Consider the following 16,560-nt stretch of genomic DNA (forward strand, 5'->3'; position numbering starts at 1 on the left):
TGTACGGCGGACGGTGTGGATTACTCGGATTGATTGAGGCTCGCGAAATCGGCACCGCGTTCGACCAGCTCCACCAGCAGTGGCGACGGCTTCCAGAAGAGCGGGTCATCCTTCGCGAACTCGCGGATGTCGGCCAGCACCTTCGGCAGGCCCACGGTGTCGGCGTACTTCATCGGGCCGCCGCGATGGCGCGGGAAGCCGTAGCCGTAGAGGAAGGTCACGTCCACGTCGAGCGGGCGCAGCGCGATGCGCTGGAGCACGACGTTGGCGCCTTCGTTGATCATCGCGGCCATGTAGCGGCGCATGATTTCTTCCTCGGTGAACTGGCGCGGCGTGATGCCCGCGCGCACGCGTTCGGCGTCGATGATGGCCAGCACCTCCGGATCGGGCACGCCGGTGCGCGCGCCTTCGGGGTACAGGTAGTAGCCGCGCTGCGTCTTCTGGCCGAACCAGCCGCGCTCGCAGATGCGGTCGGCCACCTGCACGTAGCGCGCCTGCGGGTCGCGCGTGGCGGCCTTGCGCTTGCGCGTGGCCCAGCCGATGTCACCGCCCGCGAGGTCGGACACCTGGAACGGGCCCATCGGGTAGCCGAAGTTGCGAACGGCCGCGTCGATCTCGTAGGGCGAGGCGCCGTCTTCCATCATGTGGTCGGCGGCCTGGCGGTACACCGCGAGAATGCGGTTGCCGATGAAGCCATCGCACACGCCCGCGCGCACGGGCACTTTCTTCAGCTTCTTCGCAAGCTCGAAACCGGTGGCGACCACGTCGGCGCTCACCTTGGCAGGCACCACGATCTCGAGCAGCTTCATGATGTTGGCGGGCGAGAAGAAGTGCAGGCCCACCACGTCCTGCGGCCGCGAGATGCTGTCGGCGATTTCGTCGATGTCGAGGTACGAGGTGTTGGTGGCGAGCACGGCGCCGCGCTTGCACACGCGGTCGAGCTCGGCGAACACTGCCTTCTTGACGCCCATCTCTTCGAACACGGCCTCGACCACGATGTCGACGTTGGCGAGTGCGTCATAGGAGGTCGAACCGCTGAAGCGCGCCATCACGGCGGCCTTGCTTTCGGGCGTCATGCGGCCCTTGGCGATGAGGCCGTCGTACACCTTCTCCACATGCTGGCGGCCGCGCGCGAGGCTGGGCTCGTCGCGCTCGATCATGGTCACGGGCAGCCCCGCGTCCAGCATCGCTACCGCGATGCCCGCGCCCATGGTGCCCCCGCCGACGATGCCGGCCGACTCCAGCGCGCGCGGCTTGGCGGCCTTGGTCTCGGGCGCCTTCAGCACTTCGCGCTCGGCGAAGAAGGCGTGGATCAGGCCGGCGCGCTGCGGGCTGTCGATGCACTGCAGGAACAGCTTGCGCTCCAGCGCCATGCCTTCGTCGAAGGGCAGGGTGAGCGCGGCCTCGACGGCTTCGATGATCTTCATCGGCGAGAACAGGCCGCGGCTCTTCTTGGCGGTGTCGGCGCGCGCGGCTTCGAGGGCGGCGCGGCTGGCTTCGGTGTCGGCGAGGCCGGCGGCTTCGCGCGTGCGGCGCACCGGGGCCTTGGCGGCAACCAGTTCCTGCGCATAGGCGAGGCCTTCGGCCAGCGCGTCGGCGTCGTTGCCGAGCCGGTCGACGAGGCCGAGCGACAGCGCTTCCTTGGCGCCGGCGTGGCGGCCGCTGAGCATCAGCTCGAGCGCGGGCTTCGCGCCGATCAGGCGCGGCGCGCGCTGCGTGCCGCCCGAGCCGGGCAGCAGGCCCAGCGCCACTTCGGGCAGGCCGAGCTTCGCGGTGGGCGAGGCGATGCGGTAGTGCGCCGACAGCGCCACTTCGAGCCCGCCGCCGAGCGCGGCACCGTGGATGGCGGCGACGACCGGCTTCGTGCAGTTCTCGATCTTCAGGCAGGCCTCGGGCAGCGACGGCGGCTGCGGCGTCTTGCCGAATTCGCGGATGTCGGCGCCCGCGATGAAGTTGCGGCCCGCGCCGACGATCAGCACCGCCCTGGCGGCGCTGTCGGCCTCGGCCGCATCGATGGCGGCCACGAGGCCGCGGCGCACATCCACGCCCAGGGCATTGACGGGCGGGTTGTCGATGGTCACCACGAACACGTCGCCTCGACGCTCGAAGGTGACGGGACCGGTGGACGTGGAGGGGCTGGGAGTGCTGGTGGCCATGTGCGTGTCGCTTGTCTCTTGCGTTGCGGGCCGGCGGGCCCGAGGCTCTGGGGTGAACCCCGCATTCTTGGACCGCGCCGCCTCTTTGACAATTGCATAGACGGTTGACAGACTGTCAAAGAATTTTTGACACAATCGCCGCATGGACCTCCAATCGCTCACCCTGCTGGTGGAAATCCTCGACGCCGGCAACCTGAGCGCCGCCGCCCGCCGGCTCAAGATGAGCCGTGCCAACGTCAGCTACCACCTGAACCAGCTGGAGCGCTCGGTGGGTGCGCAGCTGGTGCGGCGCACCACGCGGCGCGCCGAGCCGACCGAAATCGGCCTGCGGCTCTACCAGCACGGCATCGCCATCCAGGGCGAGCTGCTGGCCGCGCGCGAATCGGTCACCACGCTGGGCCAGGAGCTGCAGGGCCGCGTGCGGCTCAGCGTGCCCAGCGGCTACGGCCAGCTCGTGATGGCCGGCTGGCTGATCGACTTCAAGCGCCAGTACCCCGGCATCGTGCTCGACGTGGTGTTCGAGAACCGCATCGAGGACCTGCTGCGCGACGAGGTCGACATCGCGATCCGCGTGATTCCCGAGCCGCCGCAGAACCTCGTGGCGCGCGAGATGGGGCCGGTGCGCTACGTGGCCTGTGCCTCGACCGACTATGCGGCGAAGCATCCGCTGCCCGTGCAGCTCGACGCGCTGCAGGGCGCGCCGGTGGTCACGGCTGCCGTCATCGGCCGCCAACTGCGTGTGTCGGCCTACCAGGGCGAGACACGGCGCGAGGTGATCCTGGAGCCGACGCTGATCTCGGAAAACTTCCTGTTCCTGCGCCAGGCCATCCTCGCCGGCCTGGGCATCGGCCTCGTGCCCGACTATGTGGTGCAGGAAGACGTGCGCAAGGGCGACGTCGTGACCACGCTCGACGACTGGCGCCTGAGCATCTTCGGCACGCAGATGTTCATGCTCTACATGCCGAACCGCCAGCACACGCGCGCGATCCGGACCTTCATCGATTTCATTCTGCAGCGGGTGCGGCCGGTGCCCGGTCAGACGCCGGAGGCGCGATAGCCGGCGGCTACGCCTGCCGCCGCTCCACCCCGGCGCCCTCGTAGTGCCGCGCCTTGTCCGCGTACATCGCCCGGTCCGCCCGCTGCAGCGCAGTTTCCAGCGACTCCTCCCCGTGGCAGGTCGCCAGCCCGATGGCCAGGCTCAGCGCATGGCCGCTCTGGCCCGCATGGAACTGGTTGTTCATTTCGAGCAGCGTAAGAATGCGCTCGCGCATCGCCTCGGCGCCGCGCTCGTCGGTCATGGGCAGCAGCACCGCGAACTCGTCGCCGCCGATGCGCGCGGGCCAGGCCGGCGGGTCGACGGCCTTGTCGAGCACTTCGCCCATGCGGCGCAGCAGCGAGTCGCCGGCGGCATGGCCTTCGTGGTCGTTGATCTGCTTCAGCCCGTTGAGGTCGATCGCCACGATCGACACCGGCCAAGGCCCCTTGCGCGACAGGCGGTTGAGCTCCTCGGTGTAGTAGGTGCGGTTGCACAGCTGCGTGAGCACGTCGTGCTTGCCGAGGTATTCGAGGTAGGCCTCGGCCTTCTTGCGCGCGGTGATGTCGACCAGCGACACCAGCACCAGGTCCCAGGTGTCGAGCCGGTCGTCCTGCACCGCGAACTGCATGTGGATGTTCAGCGCCTCGCCCGACAGCGAATAGTTGAGCACCTCGCGCTGCTGCACCGTCTTGCCGTTCCACAGGTCCTGCAGCTGCTCGGCGAAGGAGTCGCGCATCTCGTCGCGGAAGACGCGCGAGATATTGCCCAGCAGGGTCTGCAGGTCGGGCGCGCCGAACATGCGCAGCGTTTCGTGGTTCACGTCGATGACGCGGATCTCCTGCATGCAGCGCGTGACGAATTCGGGGTGCACCTTGATGAAGGTGGCGAAGTCGGTGATGCCGCGCGTGCGGATGCTCTCGAGCAGCGAGCGCACCGCGCTGAAGTCTTCCACCCATAGCGACACGGGCGAGCGGTCGAACAGGCTGCGCGCGTGCTTCGCGCTCTCGTCGCGCAGGCGCTGCGCGGCCACGCGCTCGGTCACGTCGTCGAGCGACACCAGCACGCGGCTCCAGGAGTCTTCGTGGCCGGGCAGCACGCGGGCGCGAACGCGCACGTCGAGCCGCCGGCCGTCGAGCGCGTAGTTGACGGTTTCGCTCTCGAAGGTGAGCTGGCCGCGCCACAGCTGGTCGAGCTCGTGCACCACGGTGGCCGACATGTCGCCGCGGAACACGCGGTCCAGCGCGCCCAGCAGGGTCTGCTGGCTGTCGGCGGCAAAGAGCCGCAGCGTGTGCTGGTTGACCCGCAGCACCTTCAGCAGCGCCATGCAGTCGCTCACCCGCTGCGGGTCCGCCGACAGGTGCGCCACCAGGTCGGTGACGCCCTCGGCGCGCCAGCCGTCGAGCTTGCGCTTCAGGTCGCCGTAGTCCTCGATCCAGAGCGAGACGGGCGCCAGGTCGAACATGCCGTCGAGGTCGTCGCTGGTCGACGAAACCGAAGAGGGGGCGAACGCGGCTGCGGGCAGGGCCATCGATGAAGCTTTCGAGGAAGCGGCTGTGGATGTCGGTGAAATGAAGACTTAATTATTACATTTATTAACGTGAGATCAGCGGCTGTAGAGGCCCACCACGCTCTGGCCGCCCAGCGCATGGCCCTTGAGCGCGGCCAGCAGCGCATCGCGCGCGAGGCCGGCCGGCAGGCTGCCCGGTGCGAGGTCGGTGGCAATCACGGTCAGCACGTAGTGGTGCGGCCGGTCGCCCACCGGCGGGCACACGCCGCGGTAGGCGGGCGCGCCGGCCACGTTCGGGCCCATGGTGAAGTTGAAGTTCGAGCCCGCCTGTCCTTCGCCCGCCTTGAGTTCGCCGCGCTCGGCCGCGATGTTGTAGGCCACCCAATGCGACACGCCGAGGCCGGCGGCGCCGTCTGGATCGAGCACCAGCACGGCGACCGATTTCGTCTTGGCCGGCAGGTTGCTCCACGCCACGGGCAGCGAGACGTTCCTGCCGCCGCAGTCGCCCGCGCCGGCGTGGTCGGACGGAATGACGCCGTTGTCGCCGAAAGCGCTCGACGTGACTCTCATCCCCGTGAAGGCCTTGCCGGTGCCGGGCGACATGCCCGTGCAGCCCGCCACGAGGCCGGTGAACGCGAGGGCCGCGATCGAGAGTGCAAGAGGATTGTTGTTGCGCATTTCTTTTCTCCTGGAGGGTTGTCTTCACCCGGCCCGGCCGAGCCACACGCTGCCGTCCGCTCTTTCGTGCACCGCCAGCGGCGTGAGCCGCGCACCGCGGCAGGGACCGCCGACGCACTTGCCGGTGTCGGGCTCGAAGATGGCGCCGTGCCGCGCGCACATCAGAAAGCGGCCTGAACTCTCCAGCACCTGGCCCTCGAAATCAAGCGGGCCGCCCGCGTGAGGGCATTGGTTGAGATAGCCGTGCACGCTGCCTTGCCAGCGCACGGCGAAGGCCTGGGTGCCGCCGGGCGCGGTGAACAGGGCGGCGGGGCCGTTGTCGGCGAGTACCGGGGAGATCAGCTGGGGCTCTGTCGTGCTCATCATTCTTTTGACTGCATTTCGCAAGGAAGCCTGGGCCTGAGCGAAGGAAACAGTATCTCCTGCGAGGTGGGGCGAGGCAAAGCAGTCTGCATGGCCGATCTCGCGTAGGAGCGCATGAACGATGCCGCTCCCGTCGACCCGCAAGGCTAGGTGCCCTTGCCGGCCGGCTTCTTCAGGCTTTGCGCCACCAGAACAGCTTCCCTTGCCAGGGCCGCCAACGCTTCATGATCTTCGATGATCTCGATGGGGACCTCGAAGTACTTCTTGACTTGTACCCGCCGCGCCTTCGTGTCGTAGGCAAAGCACTTGCTGCCCAGCTTCTCGTACTTCGGCCGGGTGTTCTTGTCCACGACGAAGTACACGGTGCTGCCCATGATCATCGCGAACTGCGTGGCGTCGGCCGACAGCCCCGTGCCGCCGAAGAATCGGGTCTTGGCGATGCGCGGGATTCCGCGGAGACGGTCAACGATGAAGTCGACGAACTGCGACGAGGCTTCCGACATGATGCTGCTGGCGTCTGGCGCGCGATGGAAAGAGCGCAGTGTCGCCGAGTCCGGCCACGCTGCGTCGGCTCCCGGCAGTGGAAAATTTGTGGATTCCCGCGAACCGTTCGGCGGGTTCGACGCCTCCTTGTTTCCGAGGGTCTTCCTCATGCACCCAAGGATCGAAGGAGTCACCATGGTCTACGTCAAGAATGTCCCCGGTTGGGAACGCGCGCTGCGCATCGTCATGGGCCTCGCCGGCCTGCTTTTCGCCGCCATGAGCTGGGGCACGGCCGGCTTCGGGCTCGGCGCGATCGCCGGGCTCACGGGCGCGACGCTCGCGCTGACGGGTCTGTTCGGCTTCTGCCCGATGTGCGCCATGGTCGGGCGCAAGCCTGGCAAGGGGCGCTGAGCCATGGGCATCGACCGCACCGGCCTGATCCAGGCCGCGCAGACCGGCGACCCCGCCGCCATCGCGGGCCTGCTCGCGGTCTGCCAGGCCGATGCGCGCCGCTACGCCTGGCGGCACTGCCAGGCCAGCGACGTCGACGACGCCGTGCAGGAGTCGCTGCTGGTGATCGCCCGCAAGGTCCGGGCGCTGAAGGCGGCCGCGGCCTTCTCGTCGTGGCTCTTCACCGTCATCCGGCGCGAATGCCTCAGGCTGCAGCGCGCGATGTTCCGGCATGAACCGCTCGGCGACGAGGCGGCCGAGCGGCAACTGGCCGGCCGCAGCGACGGCGCTTTGCGCATCGACCTCACGCACGCGCTGGAGTCGCTTCCCGCGCACTACCTCGAAGTGGTGCTGCTGCGCGACTTCGAGGAGCTGACCATCGCCGAGATCGCCGAACGCCTCGGCGAACCGCCGGGCGCCGTGAAGAGCCGGCTGCACCGCGCGCGGGCGCTGGTACGCGAGTATTTGCTGGGGGGCGATGCGACAATTGCCGGGCCATGACAGACACCCTCACGATCACCCGCCCCGACGACTGGCACCTGCACGTGCGCGACGGCGCCGCCCTCGAAGCCGTCGTTCCCCACAGCGCGCGCCAGTTCGGCCGCGCGCTGATCATGCCGAACCTGCGTCCCCCCGTGACCACCGCCGCGCAGGCCATGGCCTACCGCGACCGCATCCGCGCCGCCGTGCCCGCAGGCACCGCCTTCGAGCCCGTGATGTCGCTCTACCTCACCGACAAGCTGCCGCCCGAGGAAATCGCGCTGGCCGCGGAGGCCGGCGTGCGCGCGCTCAAGCTCTACCCGGCCGGCGCCACCACCAACAGCGATGCCGGCGTGACCGACATCCGCAAGACCTACAAGACGCTGGAGGCCATGCAGAAGCACGGCCTGCTGCTGCTGGTGCACGGCGAGGTGACCGACCCGGCCATCGACCTGTTCGACCGCGAGGCCGTGTTCGTCGACCGCGTGATGATTCCGCTGCGCCGCGACTTCCCCGAGCTCAAGGTGGTGTTCGAGCACCTCACCACCAAGGAAGGCGCCCACTACGTGCGCGACGCCGGCCGCTTCACGGCCGCCACCATCACGGCGCACCACCTGCTCTACAACCGCAACGCGATCTTCACCGGCGGCATCCGCCCGCACTACTACTGCCTGCCCGTGCTCAAGCGCGAGACGCACCGCGTGGCGCTGGTCGAGGCGGCCACCAGCGGCAGCGACCGCTTCTTCCTGGGCACCGACAGCGCGCCGCACCCGGCGCACCTGAAGGAACACGCACTTGGCTGTGCCGGCTGCTACACCGCGCTCACCGCCATCGAGTTGTACGCCGAAGCCTTCGACAGCGTGAACGCGCTCGACAAGCTCGAAGGTTTCGCGAGCTTCCACGGCCCCGACTTCTACAGCCTGCCGCGCCACACCGACACCATCACGCTCAAGCGTGAAAGCTGGACCGTGCCGGAGACCGTGCCCTATGGCGATGCCACGCTGAAGCCGCTGCGCGGCGGCGAAACCGTGAACTGGAAGCTCTTGTGAGTACTTCATCACGCGATCAGTCGCTCAAAGCGCGGCATCTGAGGTTGGCAAGATCCCGTCGAGAAACACCACGGAACCGGCTTTGCCGGGCCGTTGGTGTTGCCCCCGGTGAGGGGGTGGGAGAAGCGACACGAAGTGCGCGCAGCCTGGGGGTGAGCCAATGACTCGCGTGATGCTGCTGATCGACGCCGACAACGTCTCGGCCGACGTGATCGAGCAGGCCGTGCAGCGCACGATGGACGAGTACGGCGCCATCCACGTGCGCCGCGCCTACTGCAATGCCGAGATGGCGGTGAACCGCCAGGCCCTGTTCAAGCGGCTGTCGGTGCGGCCGATGGTGAACCTGTCGACCGGCAAGAACAGCACCGACATCGCGCTGGCCGTCGACGCCATCGACCTCGTGATCGACGAGCGTCCCGACGTGGTGGTGCTGGTCTCGTCCGACTCCGACTTCGCGCCGCTGGTGATCCGCCTGCGCGAGAAGGGCTGCCGCGTCTGCGGCATCGGCCAGCAGGGCAAGACGGGCGAGGAAACGGTCGGCATCTACGACACCTTCATGGACCTCGCGCACCACGGCGCGGGCTACGCGGCGCCAGCGGTGCGCACCGCGCCAGCGAAGAAGACGGCCTCCGCCAAATCGGCCGGCACCAAGACCTCGCGGGCGAAGAGCGCCGGCACGACGACCGCAGCCGCACCCGCCCCTGCAGCGAAGAAGGCCGCGGCGAAGAAGACGGCACGCAAGACGGCCGCCAAGGCGCCCACCGCGCCGCAACCGCAACCTCCGTCCGAAGCCGCCGAGTTCATCCTGCAGGCCGCGCCCGCATTGCGCGGCGGCAAGGACGTGCCGCTCAACGACGTGGCGAAAGCCTTGCGCACCGCCGGCCTGCTCGGCAAGCACGGCAGCTCGCTCAAGCTGTTCGACAAGCTCACCGGGGAGTTCGCGGTGATGCAGCACCCCGACCGCATCCGCTGGACGGGCGCGCCCGCGCCTTGATTCTGCCGGCGGTCGACTGGGCGCGGCCCTGGCTTGCGCCCTATCGTTCGAGCGGCGAAGCGGTGGCGCAGGCCGCGCTGCATGGCGGAGTCGCCGCCGCGCTGCAGGGCATCAAGCCCGCGCCGGTGCCCGACTTCGTGCACCAGGACGCACTGCCTCCAGGCCAGGCCTACGAGGCGCACATCTTCCAGACCCGCAGCGTGCCCACGCGCGACAACCTGCACGACTTCTTCAACGGGCTCGTGTGGCTCGCGTTCCCGCACACCAAGCACCGCCTCAACGAACTGCAGGCGGGCGAGATCGCGCGCAGCGGCGTCGCGGCCGTGCGCGGTCCGCTGCGCGACGCGCTCACGCTGTTCGACGAGAACGGTGCGCTGCTCGATGCGCCACCCGCGCTGTGGCGTGCGCTGGCCGCGCGCGACTGGCATGCGCTGTTCGTCACGCAACGCGGCCTGTGGAGCGAAGCGCGCCTGCTGCTGTTCGGGCACGCGCTGCTCGAAAAGCTGGTGACGCCGCGCAAGCCGATCACGGCGCACGTGCTGCTGACGCACGGCGCGACCGGCCCGGAGGCCTTCGACGATGCGCACATCGCACGGGGGCTCGACCCCCTGCAGCTCCAGCGCAAGCCCTTCGTGCCCTTGCCGGTGCTCGGCGTGCCTGGCTGGTGCGCGGGCAACGAGACCGCGGCGTTCTATGCCGACGCGCAGGTCTTCAGGCCCTTGCCGGGCCAGGAAATACGGCGGGCCTAGAACTTTTCCTCCTATCATGGTTCTATTGGCTGCCGCCGTCCGGAGCGCCCGACAACGCACAACAACACCCAGGACCTCCATGCCGCGCACGGCTTGAAGAGGGCCGCGAGGCCCTTATCTGGGTGGCAGATTTCCCCACGGAGAATTCAACTTGAAACGTATCCTTCTGTTCGTCCTGACCAATGTGATGGTCGTCGCGGTGCTCGGCGTCGTCGCCAGCCTGCTCGGCGTCAACCGCTTCCTCACGGCCAACGGGCTCAACCTGACCGCGCTGCTCGGCTTCGCGCTGGTGATGGGCTTCGGCGGCGCGATCATCTCGCTGCTCATCAGCAAGCCCATGGCCAAGTGGACAACCGGCCTGCACATGATCGACAACCCCCAGTCGCCCGACGAGGCCTGGATCGTCGGCACGGTGCGCAAGTTCGCCGACAAGGCCGGCATCGGCATGCCCGAGGTCGGCATCTTCGAAGGCGAGCCCAATGCCTTCGCGACCGGCGCGTTCAAGAACTCGTCGCTGGTGGCGGTGTCCACCGGCCTGCTGCAGAACATGACGCGCGAAGAGGTCGAGGCCGTCATCGGCCACGAGGTGGCGCACATCGCCAACGGCGACATGGTCACCATGACGCTCATCCAGGGCGTGATGAATACCTTCGTCGTGTTCCTGTCGCGCGTGATCGGCTATGCGGTCGACAGCTTCCTGCGCCGCGGCGACGACCGCTCGTCGGGCCCCGGCATCGGCTACTACGTGAGCACCATCGTGCTCGACATCGTGCTGGGCTTTGCCGCCGCGATGGTGGTGGCCTGGTTCTCGCGCCACCGCGAGTTCCGCGCCGACGCCGGCTCGGCCGCGCTCATGGGCAACCGCCAGCCGATGATGAACGCGCTCGCGCGCCTGGGCGGCCTGCCGGCCGGCGAACTGCCGAAGGCGGTCGAAGCCATGGGCATCACCGGCAGCATCGGCAAGCTGTTCGCCACGCACCCGCCGATCGAGGAGCGCATCGCGGCGCTGCAGAACGCGCGCTGAGCGCAGCGGCACAAGGAAAAAGGGGCTGGTGATTCACCAGCCCCTTTTCCATTCACTGAATGGTTTGTCGGTCAGAGATTGAGCGCCGCGACGGCTTCCAGGCCCTGCTTGATGTTGTTGCGCGCAGCACCTTCCACCGACATGCGCAGGCGGGTCGTGCCGACGAGCGAGTCGAACGCACCACCTGTGTAGGTCGACTTGATGACCTGGCGCATGGCTACCGACTTGTCGGAGATCTTGGTGAGCGACCAACCCGCTTCCATGTCGACCGTGAACGCGGCACCGAACATGGGCTTGGTCAGCTTGACGATCGAGACCGACAACTCGTAGTCCCCGCTCTTGCCCTTGACGACTTCCTTGAACAAGGCCGACTGCGTGACCGATTTCTCGATGGCGGCAGCCAGGTCTTCATTGGAGATGTCCGAACTCCACAGCGGATTCGTTTCGTTGCCGCCGCCGGTTTTCACCGACAGGGAGTAAGGAAGCTTCTTGCTCGAGGCGATGCTGGTCGCAGTCATGGCCTCGCGGTTGGCCGACGAGGCGCAGCCCGCGAGCACGACGACGACGGAGAGAACGGCCAAGGCGCCTGCGCGGCGAAGGGTGGTGCTGATCATTTGGATTTTTCCGATTCTTTGAAGATGTTGCCGACCACTTCGTCGACCATTTCCGGTGGCGAGCGGCGTGTGAGAGAGGTGTGGAGCGAATTGCCCGTTGCCAACGGGTAGTCGGACTTGAGTTCGCGGACCGTGACGGTGAGTTCGGACAGGTACATGGTGATGTCCCACAGCCACTTGTCGACGTACGTGACGACGGCATCGACTTTCTCGGGGGGCTTGGCGTCCTCCGACACCTCGTACCCGCGTTTGCGCAGATTGCTTGCGATCAGTTTCTGAATCGTGCCGTCTTCACCCTCGAGCCTTCTGACCTGCACCACGCGCAGCTTGTCGAGATTCGCCGAGGGATCGACGGTGGCTGTTGCGCGGTTGACGGCGCAGCCGCTCGCGAACACGGAAACAGCCACGGCTGCGAGAAGCAGCCTGATGACTCTTTTCAAATTAACTTCTCCTCCGCCCGGAATGGGCGGGAGAAATGTAACTGGAAACGTATGAAAACGTTTCTTGGGCGCGAATCCCTAGTGAAAAATTCGCCGCATCGCCGCCGGATTGCACAGCTGCAGTCTTCCGGGCGCTTCGGGGCGTTCAATTGCCGGTGGTGGCGGGCAGGTCGGGTTGGGCCTTGTCGGGTGCGGTTTCTGCTTCCGGTGCTGCTTCTTTTGCCGCTGCCGCGGCTGCCTCTGCCCGTTTCTTGTCGTCGCGCACCCGCTGCAGCGTGCGCGTCACGTCGCCTAGCTTCATGCCGTACATGTCGGCGAACTCCTGCTCGCTTCGGCCGCTGGCCTCGAAGGCGCGCAGCAGCGCCTCGCGCTTGGCGGCCTGCTCGGCGAGTTCGGCCAGGGCTTCGTCGACCACGGCGTTGGCGTTCGCGTCACGCGAGCGCACGAGCACCGCATAGGCCTCGCGGTCGAGGCCCGAAGCCTCGACGGCCTTGGCGATGCGCGCCACCAGTTGCGGTCGCAGTTCTTCTGCGTTGCCGTTGTTGCGCAGCATGCGGCGGCGGTGCAGCTCGAGGATGGCGTGGTGCACATGCTCGGGCGCGACCGGGTCCAGCGCGTTGCCGTCGAGGTCGTGGCGCGCCAGGCCGGCGGCCACGGCCTCGAGGTAGCGCGTGGAGCGCGCGTGCTGGCCCATGGCGATCTTCAGGTCTTCGGCCTTGAAGTCCTCGGGGTGGCGCGCAAGCAGTTCCTCATATACGCCGAGCTTCAGCGGCACGAAGCGCGCGCCGAAGAGCTGCGGGTACAGCTCGAAGAGGCGCTCCAGCACCGGGTTGACCTTGCGCGGCGTGCGCTGCGGTTGCTGCTGCTGCGCCTGCGCCTTCTGCTGCCGGGGCTGCTGCGCACGCGGGCCGCGGCCGGTGTTCTTCTGCCGCGGCGGGCGGGAGGCCTGCTGGGGTTGCTGTTGCTGCGCCGGCGCATCTGCGCCCGCGTCTGTTCCTGCACCGGCCTGCAGCTGCTTCAGCTGGTCGGCCATGTCCAGTTGCTGGCGCCGGGGCGGGCGGGCGTTCGTCTTGGGGGTGGCGGTGGAAGCGTCGGTCATGCGGGGGCGCTGTGGAAAGGATTGGAAAAAAGAAGGCCGGCGCAGCGCGTTCAGCGCGGCCGGAACATCCTGAAGAGATTGTCGGGGCTGACTTCGAAGTAGTCGCCCGGGCCGCCGCCGCGCAGGATGGGCTGCGCCGCGGCGGTGTCGTAGATGCCGTCCTTCAGCAGGTGGCGCGCAATGTGCACGCCCACCACTTCGCCGAGCACGAGCCAGGTCTGCACGGGCACGCCGTCCGCGCCTTCGAGCTGCAGGATCTGCGTGAGCTTGCACTCGAAGGACACGGGGCTTTCGGCCACGCGCGGCACCGCGATGGTCCGCGAGGCGGCCGTGGCGAGGCCGGCGAGCTCGAACTCGTTCACCTCGGGCGGCACGGCCGCGCAGGAGCGGTTCATCTGCTCGGCCAGCGGCCGGGTTGCCAGGTTCCAGCCGAACTCCCGCGTCTGGCGGATGTTATGCAGGCTGTCCTTGGCGCCGATGCTGGCGAAGCCGACGAGAGGCGGCGTGTAGTTGAAGGCGTTGAAGAAGCTGTAGGGCGCGAGGTTGAGCACGCCGTTCGCGTCCTGCGACGAGATCCAGCCGATGGGGCGCGGCCCGACCATCGCGTTGAATGGGTCGTGCGGCAGGCCGTGGCCCCTGGCGGGTTCGTAGAAATGGAAGTCGGCACTGGCCATGCAGGTCTCGATGTCGGGTGGTGGCTCAGTGGCTCAGGGCCGAGGCTTCGGCCAGCACGCCGTGCGCCACGGCCTCGGCCACCTTGATGCCGTCCACGCCGGCCGACAGGATGCCGCCCGCGTAGCTCGCGCCTTCGCCGGCCGGGTAGAGGCCGCGCACGTTGAGGCTCTGGAAATCGTCGCCGCGCGTGATGCGGATCGGCGACGAGGTGCGCGTTTCGACACCGGTGAGCACTGCGTCGTGCGTGTCGAAGCCCTTGATCTTGCGGCCGAAGGCGGGGAAGGCCTCGCGCATGGCCTCGATGGCGTAGGCCGGCAGCGCCTTGTGCAGGTCGGTCGGCGTTACGCCGGGCTTGTACGACGGAATCACGCTGCCGAGCGCGGTCGAGGGCCGCCCGGCGATGAAGTCGCCCACCAGCTGGCCCGGCGCGCGGTAGTCGCCGCCGCCGAGCACGAAGGCGTTGCTTTCGAGTTCGCGCTGCAAGGCGATGCCCGCGAGCGCGTCGCCGGGGAAGTCTTTCGGGTCGATGCCCACCACGATGCCGGCGTTGGCATTGCGCTCGTTGCGCGAGTACTGGCTCATGCCGTTGGTGACCACGCGGCCCGGCTCGCTGGTGGCCGCCACCACGGTGCCGCCGGGGCACATGCAGAAGCTGTAGACCGAGCGGCCGTTGCTTGCATGGTGCACCAGCTTGTAGTCGGCCGCGCCGAGCAGCGGGTGGCCCGCGTGGCGGCCCCAGCGCGCGCGGTCGATCAGGCCTTGCGGGTGCTCGACGCGAAAGCCGATGGAGAAGGGCTTGGCCTCGATGTGCACGCCGCGCGCATGCAGCATCTCGAAGGTGTCGCGCGAGCTGTGGCCCAGCGCCATCACGACGTGGTCGGCGCGCAGTTCGCTGCTCGTGCCCGTGGTCTGGTCGAGCACGGTGAGGCCGCGAAGGTGGCCGTCTTCGATGTGCACGTCGGTCACGCGCTGCTCGAAGCGGATCTCGCCGCCCAGCGCCACGATCTGCTCGCGGATGTTCTCCACCACCTTCACCAGCTTGAAGGTGCCGATGTGCGGATGCGCGACGTAAAGGATTTCGGGTGGCGCGCCGGCCTTCACGAACTCTTCCATCACCTTGCGGCCGAGGAAGCGCGGGTCCTTGATCTGGCTGTAGAGCTTGCCGTCCGAGAAGGTGCCGGCGCCGCCTTCGCCGAACTGCACGTTCGACTCGGGGTTGAGCACGCTCTTGCGCCACAGGCCCCAGGTGTCGCGGGTGCGCTGGCGTACGGTCCTGCCGCGTTCGAGCACGATCGGTTTGAAGCCCATCTTCGCGAGCATCAGCGCCGCGAAGATGCCGCAGGGCCCGAAGCCGACCACCACCGGCCGCGCCGTGCCTTCGGCCGCATTGGCCGGCGGCGTGTAGCGCATGTCGGGCGCGCTCTGGATGTACGGATGGCCCGCGTGCTTCGCGAGCAGCGCGGCTTCGAGCTTCGCGTCCTTCAGCTGCACGTCGCAGATGTAGACCGTGAGCAGTTCGATCTTGCGCGCGTCGAAGCTGCGCTTGTAGACGGTGTGGGAGGCGATCGCTTCGAGCGGGACGTCGAGCGTCCTGGCGATCAGTGCGGCCAGCGCGTCGGGCGCGTGGTCGAGCGGGAGTTTGAGTTCGGAGATTCTCAGCATGGCGTGGGGCTTGTGGTTATCAAGCAGGCCAGAGATTTTACTCGCCCCCAGGCTTCGCGCACTTCGTGTCGCTTCGCCTACCCCCTCCCCGGGGGCAGCACCAGCGGCCCGGCGAAGCCGGTTCCGCGGTGCTTCCCGAAAAGTCAGGCGGGCAGGAAGCCTTCCACCGACAAGTACCGCTCGCCGGTGTCGTAGTTGAAGCCCAGCACCACCGCATCGGGTGCCAGCGAGGGCAGCTTCTGCGCGATGGCCGCGAGCGTGGCGCCCGACGAGATGCCGACCAGCATGCCTTCCTCGACTGCGCAGCGGCGCGCCATTTCGCGCGCCGGTTCGGCATCGACCTGCAGCACGCCGTCGAGCAGCGAGGTGTCGAGGTTCTTCGGGATGAAGCCTGCGCCGATGCCTTGAATGGGGTGCGGCGCCGGCGTGCCGCCGGAAATCACGGGCGAGGCCACTGGCTCGACCGCGAACACCTGCAGCTTGGGCCACTTCTTCTTCAGCACCTTCGCCACGCCCGTGATGTGGCCGCCCGTGCCCACGCCGGTGATCAGCACGTCGATGCCGTCGGGAAAGTCCGCCGCGATCTCCTCGGCCGTGGTGCGCACGTGCACGTCGACATTCGCGGGGTTGTTGAACTGCTGCGGCATCCACGCGCCGGGCGTGCCGGCCACGATTTCCTCGGCGCGCGCGATGGAGGCTTTCATGCCCCCGGCGCGCGGCGTCAGGTCGAAGGTGGCGCCGTAGGCCAGCATCAGGCGGCGGCGCTCGACCGACATGCTGTCGGGCATCACCAGGATCAGCTTGTAGCCCTTCACGGCCGCGACCATCGCCAGGCCGATGCCGGTGTTGCCCGAGGTCGGCTCGACGATGGTGCCGCCGGGTTTGAGCGCGCCGCTCTTCTCGGCGTCTTCCACCATCGACAGCGCGATGCGGTCCTTGATCGAGCCGCCGGGATTGGCGCGCTCGGATTTGACCCAGACCTGCTGTTTCGCATTGCCGAACAGGCGGTTGATGCGGATGTGCGGCGTGTTGCCGATGGTCTGGAGGATGTTCTGGGCCTTCATGGAATCTCCTTGGGTGCGAGGGGCGGATGGTCAGCGC

At 68.0% G+C, this 16,560-nt stretch carries 18 protein-coding genes; 7 read left to right on the top strand and 11 right to left on the bottom strand.

Translation table 11 applies throughout. The features are described 5' to 3' along the window. Nucleotides 1-20: 20 nt before the first annotated feature. Nucleotides 21-2,156 carry a 3-hydroxyacyl-CoA dehydrogenase NAD-binding domain-containing protein gene (locus tag ACEN9N_RS28620; RefSeq protein ID WP_495655079.1) on the bottom strand — a complete coding sequence of 712 codons (2,136 nt, stop codon included), beginning with the start codon at nucleotides 2,154-2,156 and terminating at the stop codon, nucleotides 21-23. 142 nt (nucleotides 2,157-2,298) lie between these two features. Here ACEN9N_RS28620 and ACEN9N_RS28625 point away from each other — a divergent pair, with 142 nt between their 5' ends. Next, on the top strand, nucleotides 2,299-3,213 hold the full coding sequence (locus ACEN9N_RS28625; RefSeq protein ID WP_413335459.1) for a LysR family transcriptional regulator: 915 nt from the start codon (nucleotides 2,299-2,301) through the stop codon (nucleotides 3,211-3,213). A gap of 7 nt (nucleotides 3,214-3,220) precedes the next feature. Here the strand turns inward: ACEN9N_RS28625 and ACEN9N_RS28630 are convergent, their stop codons facing one another. From ACEN9N_RS28630 to ACEN9N_RS28645, 4 genes are all read right to left on the bottom strand, one after another. Then, entirely contained in the window at nucleotides 3,221-4,720 is a 1,500-nt protein-coding gene (locus ACEN9N_RS28630) for a sensor domain-containing diguanylate cyclase (protein ID WP_495655080.1), read from the bottom strand. Between the two features lie 75 nt (nucleotides 4,721-4,795). Next, nucleotides 4,796-5,377, bottom strand: a complete 582-nt coding sequence (locus tag ACEN9N_RS28635; RefSeq protein ID WP_007837532.1) for a YbhB/YbcL family Raf kinase inhibitor-like protein — start codon at nucleotides 5,375-5,377, stop codon at nucleotides 4,796-4,798. Nucleotides 5,378-5,401: 24 nt separating this feature from the next. Next, on the bottom strand, nucleotides 5,402-5,743 hold the full coding sequence (locus tag ACEN9N_RS28640; RefSeq protein WP_413316082.1) for a Rieske (2Fe-2S) protein: 342 nt from the start codon (nucleotides 5,741-5,743) through the stop codon (nucleotides 5,402-5,404). 143 nt (nucleotides 5,744-5,886) lie between these two features. Further along, nucleotides 5,887-6,393, bottom strand: coding sequence for a TfoX/Sxy family protein (locus ACEN9N_RS28645; protein WP_495655081.1), 507 nt, complete (start codon nucleotides 6,391-6,393; stop codon nucleotides 5,887-5,889). 25 nt (nucleotides 6,394-6,418) lie between these two features. On the opposite strand from ACEN9N_RS28645, the gene ACEN9N_RS28650 reads away from it, so the two are divergent. From ACEN9N_RS28650 to htpX, 6 genes are all read left to right on the top strand, one after another. Beyond that, the gene (locus ACEN9N_RS28650; protein ID WP_495655082.1) at nucleotides 6,419-6,634 is read left to right on the top strand and encodes a YgaP family membrane protein; all 216 of its coding nucleotides are present in this window, start codon (nucleotides 6,419-6,421) and stop codon (nucleotides 6,632-6,634) included. 3 nt (nucleotides 6,635-6,637) lie between these two features. Then, the gene (locus ACEN9N_RS28655; protein WP_495655083.1) at nucleotides 6,638-7,174 is read left to right on the top strand and encodes an RNA polymerase sigma factor; all 537 of its coding nucleotides are present in this window, start codon (nucleotides 6,638-6,640) and stop codon (nucleotides 7,172-7,174) included. Further along, the gene (gene pyrC, locus ACEN9N_RS28660) at nucleotides 7,171-8,202 is read left to right on the top strand and encodes a dihydroorotase (RefSeq protein ID WP_007837523.1); all 1,032 of its coding nucleotides are present in this window, start codon (nucleotides 7,171-7,173) and stop codon (nucleotides 8,200-8,202) included. The genes ACEN9N_RS28655 and pyrC overlap by 4 nt, the downstream gene beginning before the upstream one ends. A gap of 160 nt (nucleotides 8,203-8,362) precedes the next feature. After that, complete coding sequence (locus ACEN9N_RS28665; protein ID WP_007838182.1) at nucleotides 8,363-9,196, top strand: NYN domain-containing protein; 834 nt, start codon at nucleotides 8,363-8,365, stop codon at nucleotides 9,194-9,196. After that, entirely contained in the window at nucleotides 9,193-9,945 is a 753-nt protein-coding gene (locus tag ACEN9N_RS28670; protein ID WP_495655084.1) for a DUF3025 domain-containing protein, read from the top strand. The genes ACEN9N_RS28665 and ACEN9N_RS28670 overlap by 4 nt, the downstream gene beginning before the upstream one ends. A gap of 151 nt (nucleotides 9,946-10,096) precedes the next feature. Next, entirely contained in the window at nucleotides 10,097-10,969 is an 873-nt protein-coding gene (gene htpX / locus ACEN9N_RS28675) for a protease HtpX (RefSeq protein ID WP_007838192.1), read from the top strand. Between the two features lie 71 nt (nucleotides 10,970-11,040). Here the strand turns inward: htpX and ACEN9N_RS28680 are convergent, their stop codons facing one another. From ACEN9N_RS28680 to cysK, 6 genes are all read right to left on the bottom strand, one after another. Then, entirely contained in the window at nucleotides 11,041-11,583 is a 543-nt protein-coding gene (locus ACEN9N_RS28680) for a hypothetical protein (RefSeq protein WP_007838199.1), read from the bottom strand. Further along, a complete protein-coding gene (locus ACEN9N_RS28685) occupies nucleotides 11,580-12,023 on the bottom strand; it encodes a hypothetical protein (protein ID WP_007838200.1) in 444 nt (147 codons plus the stop codon). Before ACEN9N_RS28685 ends, ACEN9N_RS28680 begins: the two co-directional genes overlap by 4 nt. Nucleotides 12,024-12,168: 145 nt before the next feature. Beyond that, nucleotides 12,169-13,122 carry a ProQ/FinO family protein gene (locus ACEN9N_RS28690; RefSeq protein ID WP_495655085.1) on the bottom strand — a complete coding sequence of 318 codons (954 nt, stop codon included), beginning with the start codon at nucleotides 13,120-13,122 and terminating at the stop codon, nucleotides 12,169-12,171. Nucleotides 13,123-13,172: 50 nt separating this feature from the next. Then, nucleotides 13,173-13,796, bottom strand: coding sequence for a flavin reductase family protein (locus ACEN9N_RS28695; protein ID WP_007838204.1), 624 nt, complete (start codon nucleotides 13,794-13,796; stop codon nucleotides 13,173-13,175). 25 nt (nucleotides 13,797-13,821) lie between these two features. Next, nucleotides 13,822-15,459: an NAD(P)/FAD-dependent oxidoreductase gene (locus tag ACEN9N_RS28700; RefSeq protein WP_495655086.1), complete on the bottom strand. Its 1,638-nt coding sequence runs from the start codon at nucleotides 15,457-15,459 to the stop codon at nucleotides 13,822-13,824. A gap of 143 nt (nucleotides 15,460-15,602) precedes the next feature. Further along, nucleotides 15,603-16,523, bottom strand: a complete 921-nt coding sequence (cysK, locus tag ACEN9N_RS28705) for a cysteine synthase A (protein ID WP_007838209.1) — start codon at nucleotides 16,521-16,523, stop codon at nucleotides 15,603-15,605. Nucleotides 16,524-16,560 lie beyond the last annotated feature (37 nt).

The organism is Variovorax sp. Varisp46 (assembly GCF_059491885.1).

Coding starts and splice junctions, on each gene's coding strand:
- ACEN9N_RS28620 (WP_495655079.1), bottom strand. CDS start 2,156: ATGGCCACCAGCACTCCCAGCCCCTCCACGTCCACCGGTCCCGTCACC.
- ACEN9N_RS28625 (WP_413335459.1), top strand. CDS start 2,299: ATGGACCTCCAATCGCTCACCCTGCTGGTGGAAATCCTCGACGCCGGC.
- ACEN9N_RS28630 (WP_495655080.1), bottom strand. CDS start 4,720: ATGGCCCTGCCCGCAGCCGCGTTCGCCCCCTCTTCGGTTTCGTCGACC.
- ACEN9N_RS28635 (WP_007837532.1), bottom strand. CDS start 5,377: ATGCGCAACAACAATCCTCTTGCACTCTCGATCGCGGCCCTCGCGTTC.
- ACEN9N_RS28640 (WP_413316082.1), bottom strand. CDS start 5,743: ATGATGAGCACGACAGAGCCCCAGCTGATCTCCCCGGTACTCGCCGAC.
- ACEN9N_RS28645 (WP_495655081.1), bottom strand. CDS start 6,393: ATGAGGAAGACCCTCGGAAACAAGGAGGCGTCGAACCCGCCGAACGGT.
- ACEN9N_RS28650 (WP_495655082.1), top strand. CDS start 6,419: ATGGTCTACGTCAAGAATGTCCCCGGTTGGGAACGCGCGCTGCGCATC.
- ACEN9N_RS28655 (WP_495655083.1), top strand. CDS start 6,638: ATGGGCATCGACCGCACCGGCCTGATCCAGGCCGCGCAGACCGGCGAC.
- pyrC (WP_007837523.1), top strand. CDS start 7,171: ATGACAGACACCCTCACGATCACCCGCCCCGACGACTGGCACCTGCAC.
- ACEN9N_RS28665 (WP_007838182.1), top strand. CDS start 8,363: ATGACTCGCGTGATGCTGCTGATCGACGCCGACAACGTCTCGGCCGAC.
- ACEN9N_RS28680 (WP_007838199.1), bottom strand. CDS start 11,583: ATGATCAGCACCACCCTTCGCCGCGCAGGCGCCTTGGCCGTTCTCTCC.
- ACEN9N_RS28690 (WP_495655085.1), bottom strand. CDS start 13,122: ATGACCGACGCTTCCACCGCCACCCCCAAGACGAACGCCCGCCCGCCC.
- ACEN9N_RS28695 (WP_007838204.1), bottom strand. CDS start 13,796: ATGGCCAGTGCCGACTTCCATTTCTACGAACCCGCCAGGGGCCACGGC.
- ACEN9N_RS28700 (WP_495655086.1), bottom strand. CDS start 15,459: ATGCTGAGAATCTCCGAACTCAAACTCCCGCTCGACCACGCGCCCGAC.
- cysK (WP_007838209.1), bottom strand. CDS start 16,523: ATGAAGGCCCAGAACATCCTCCAGACCATCGGCAACACGCCGCACATC.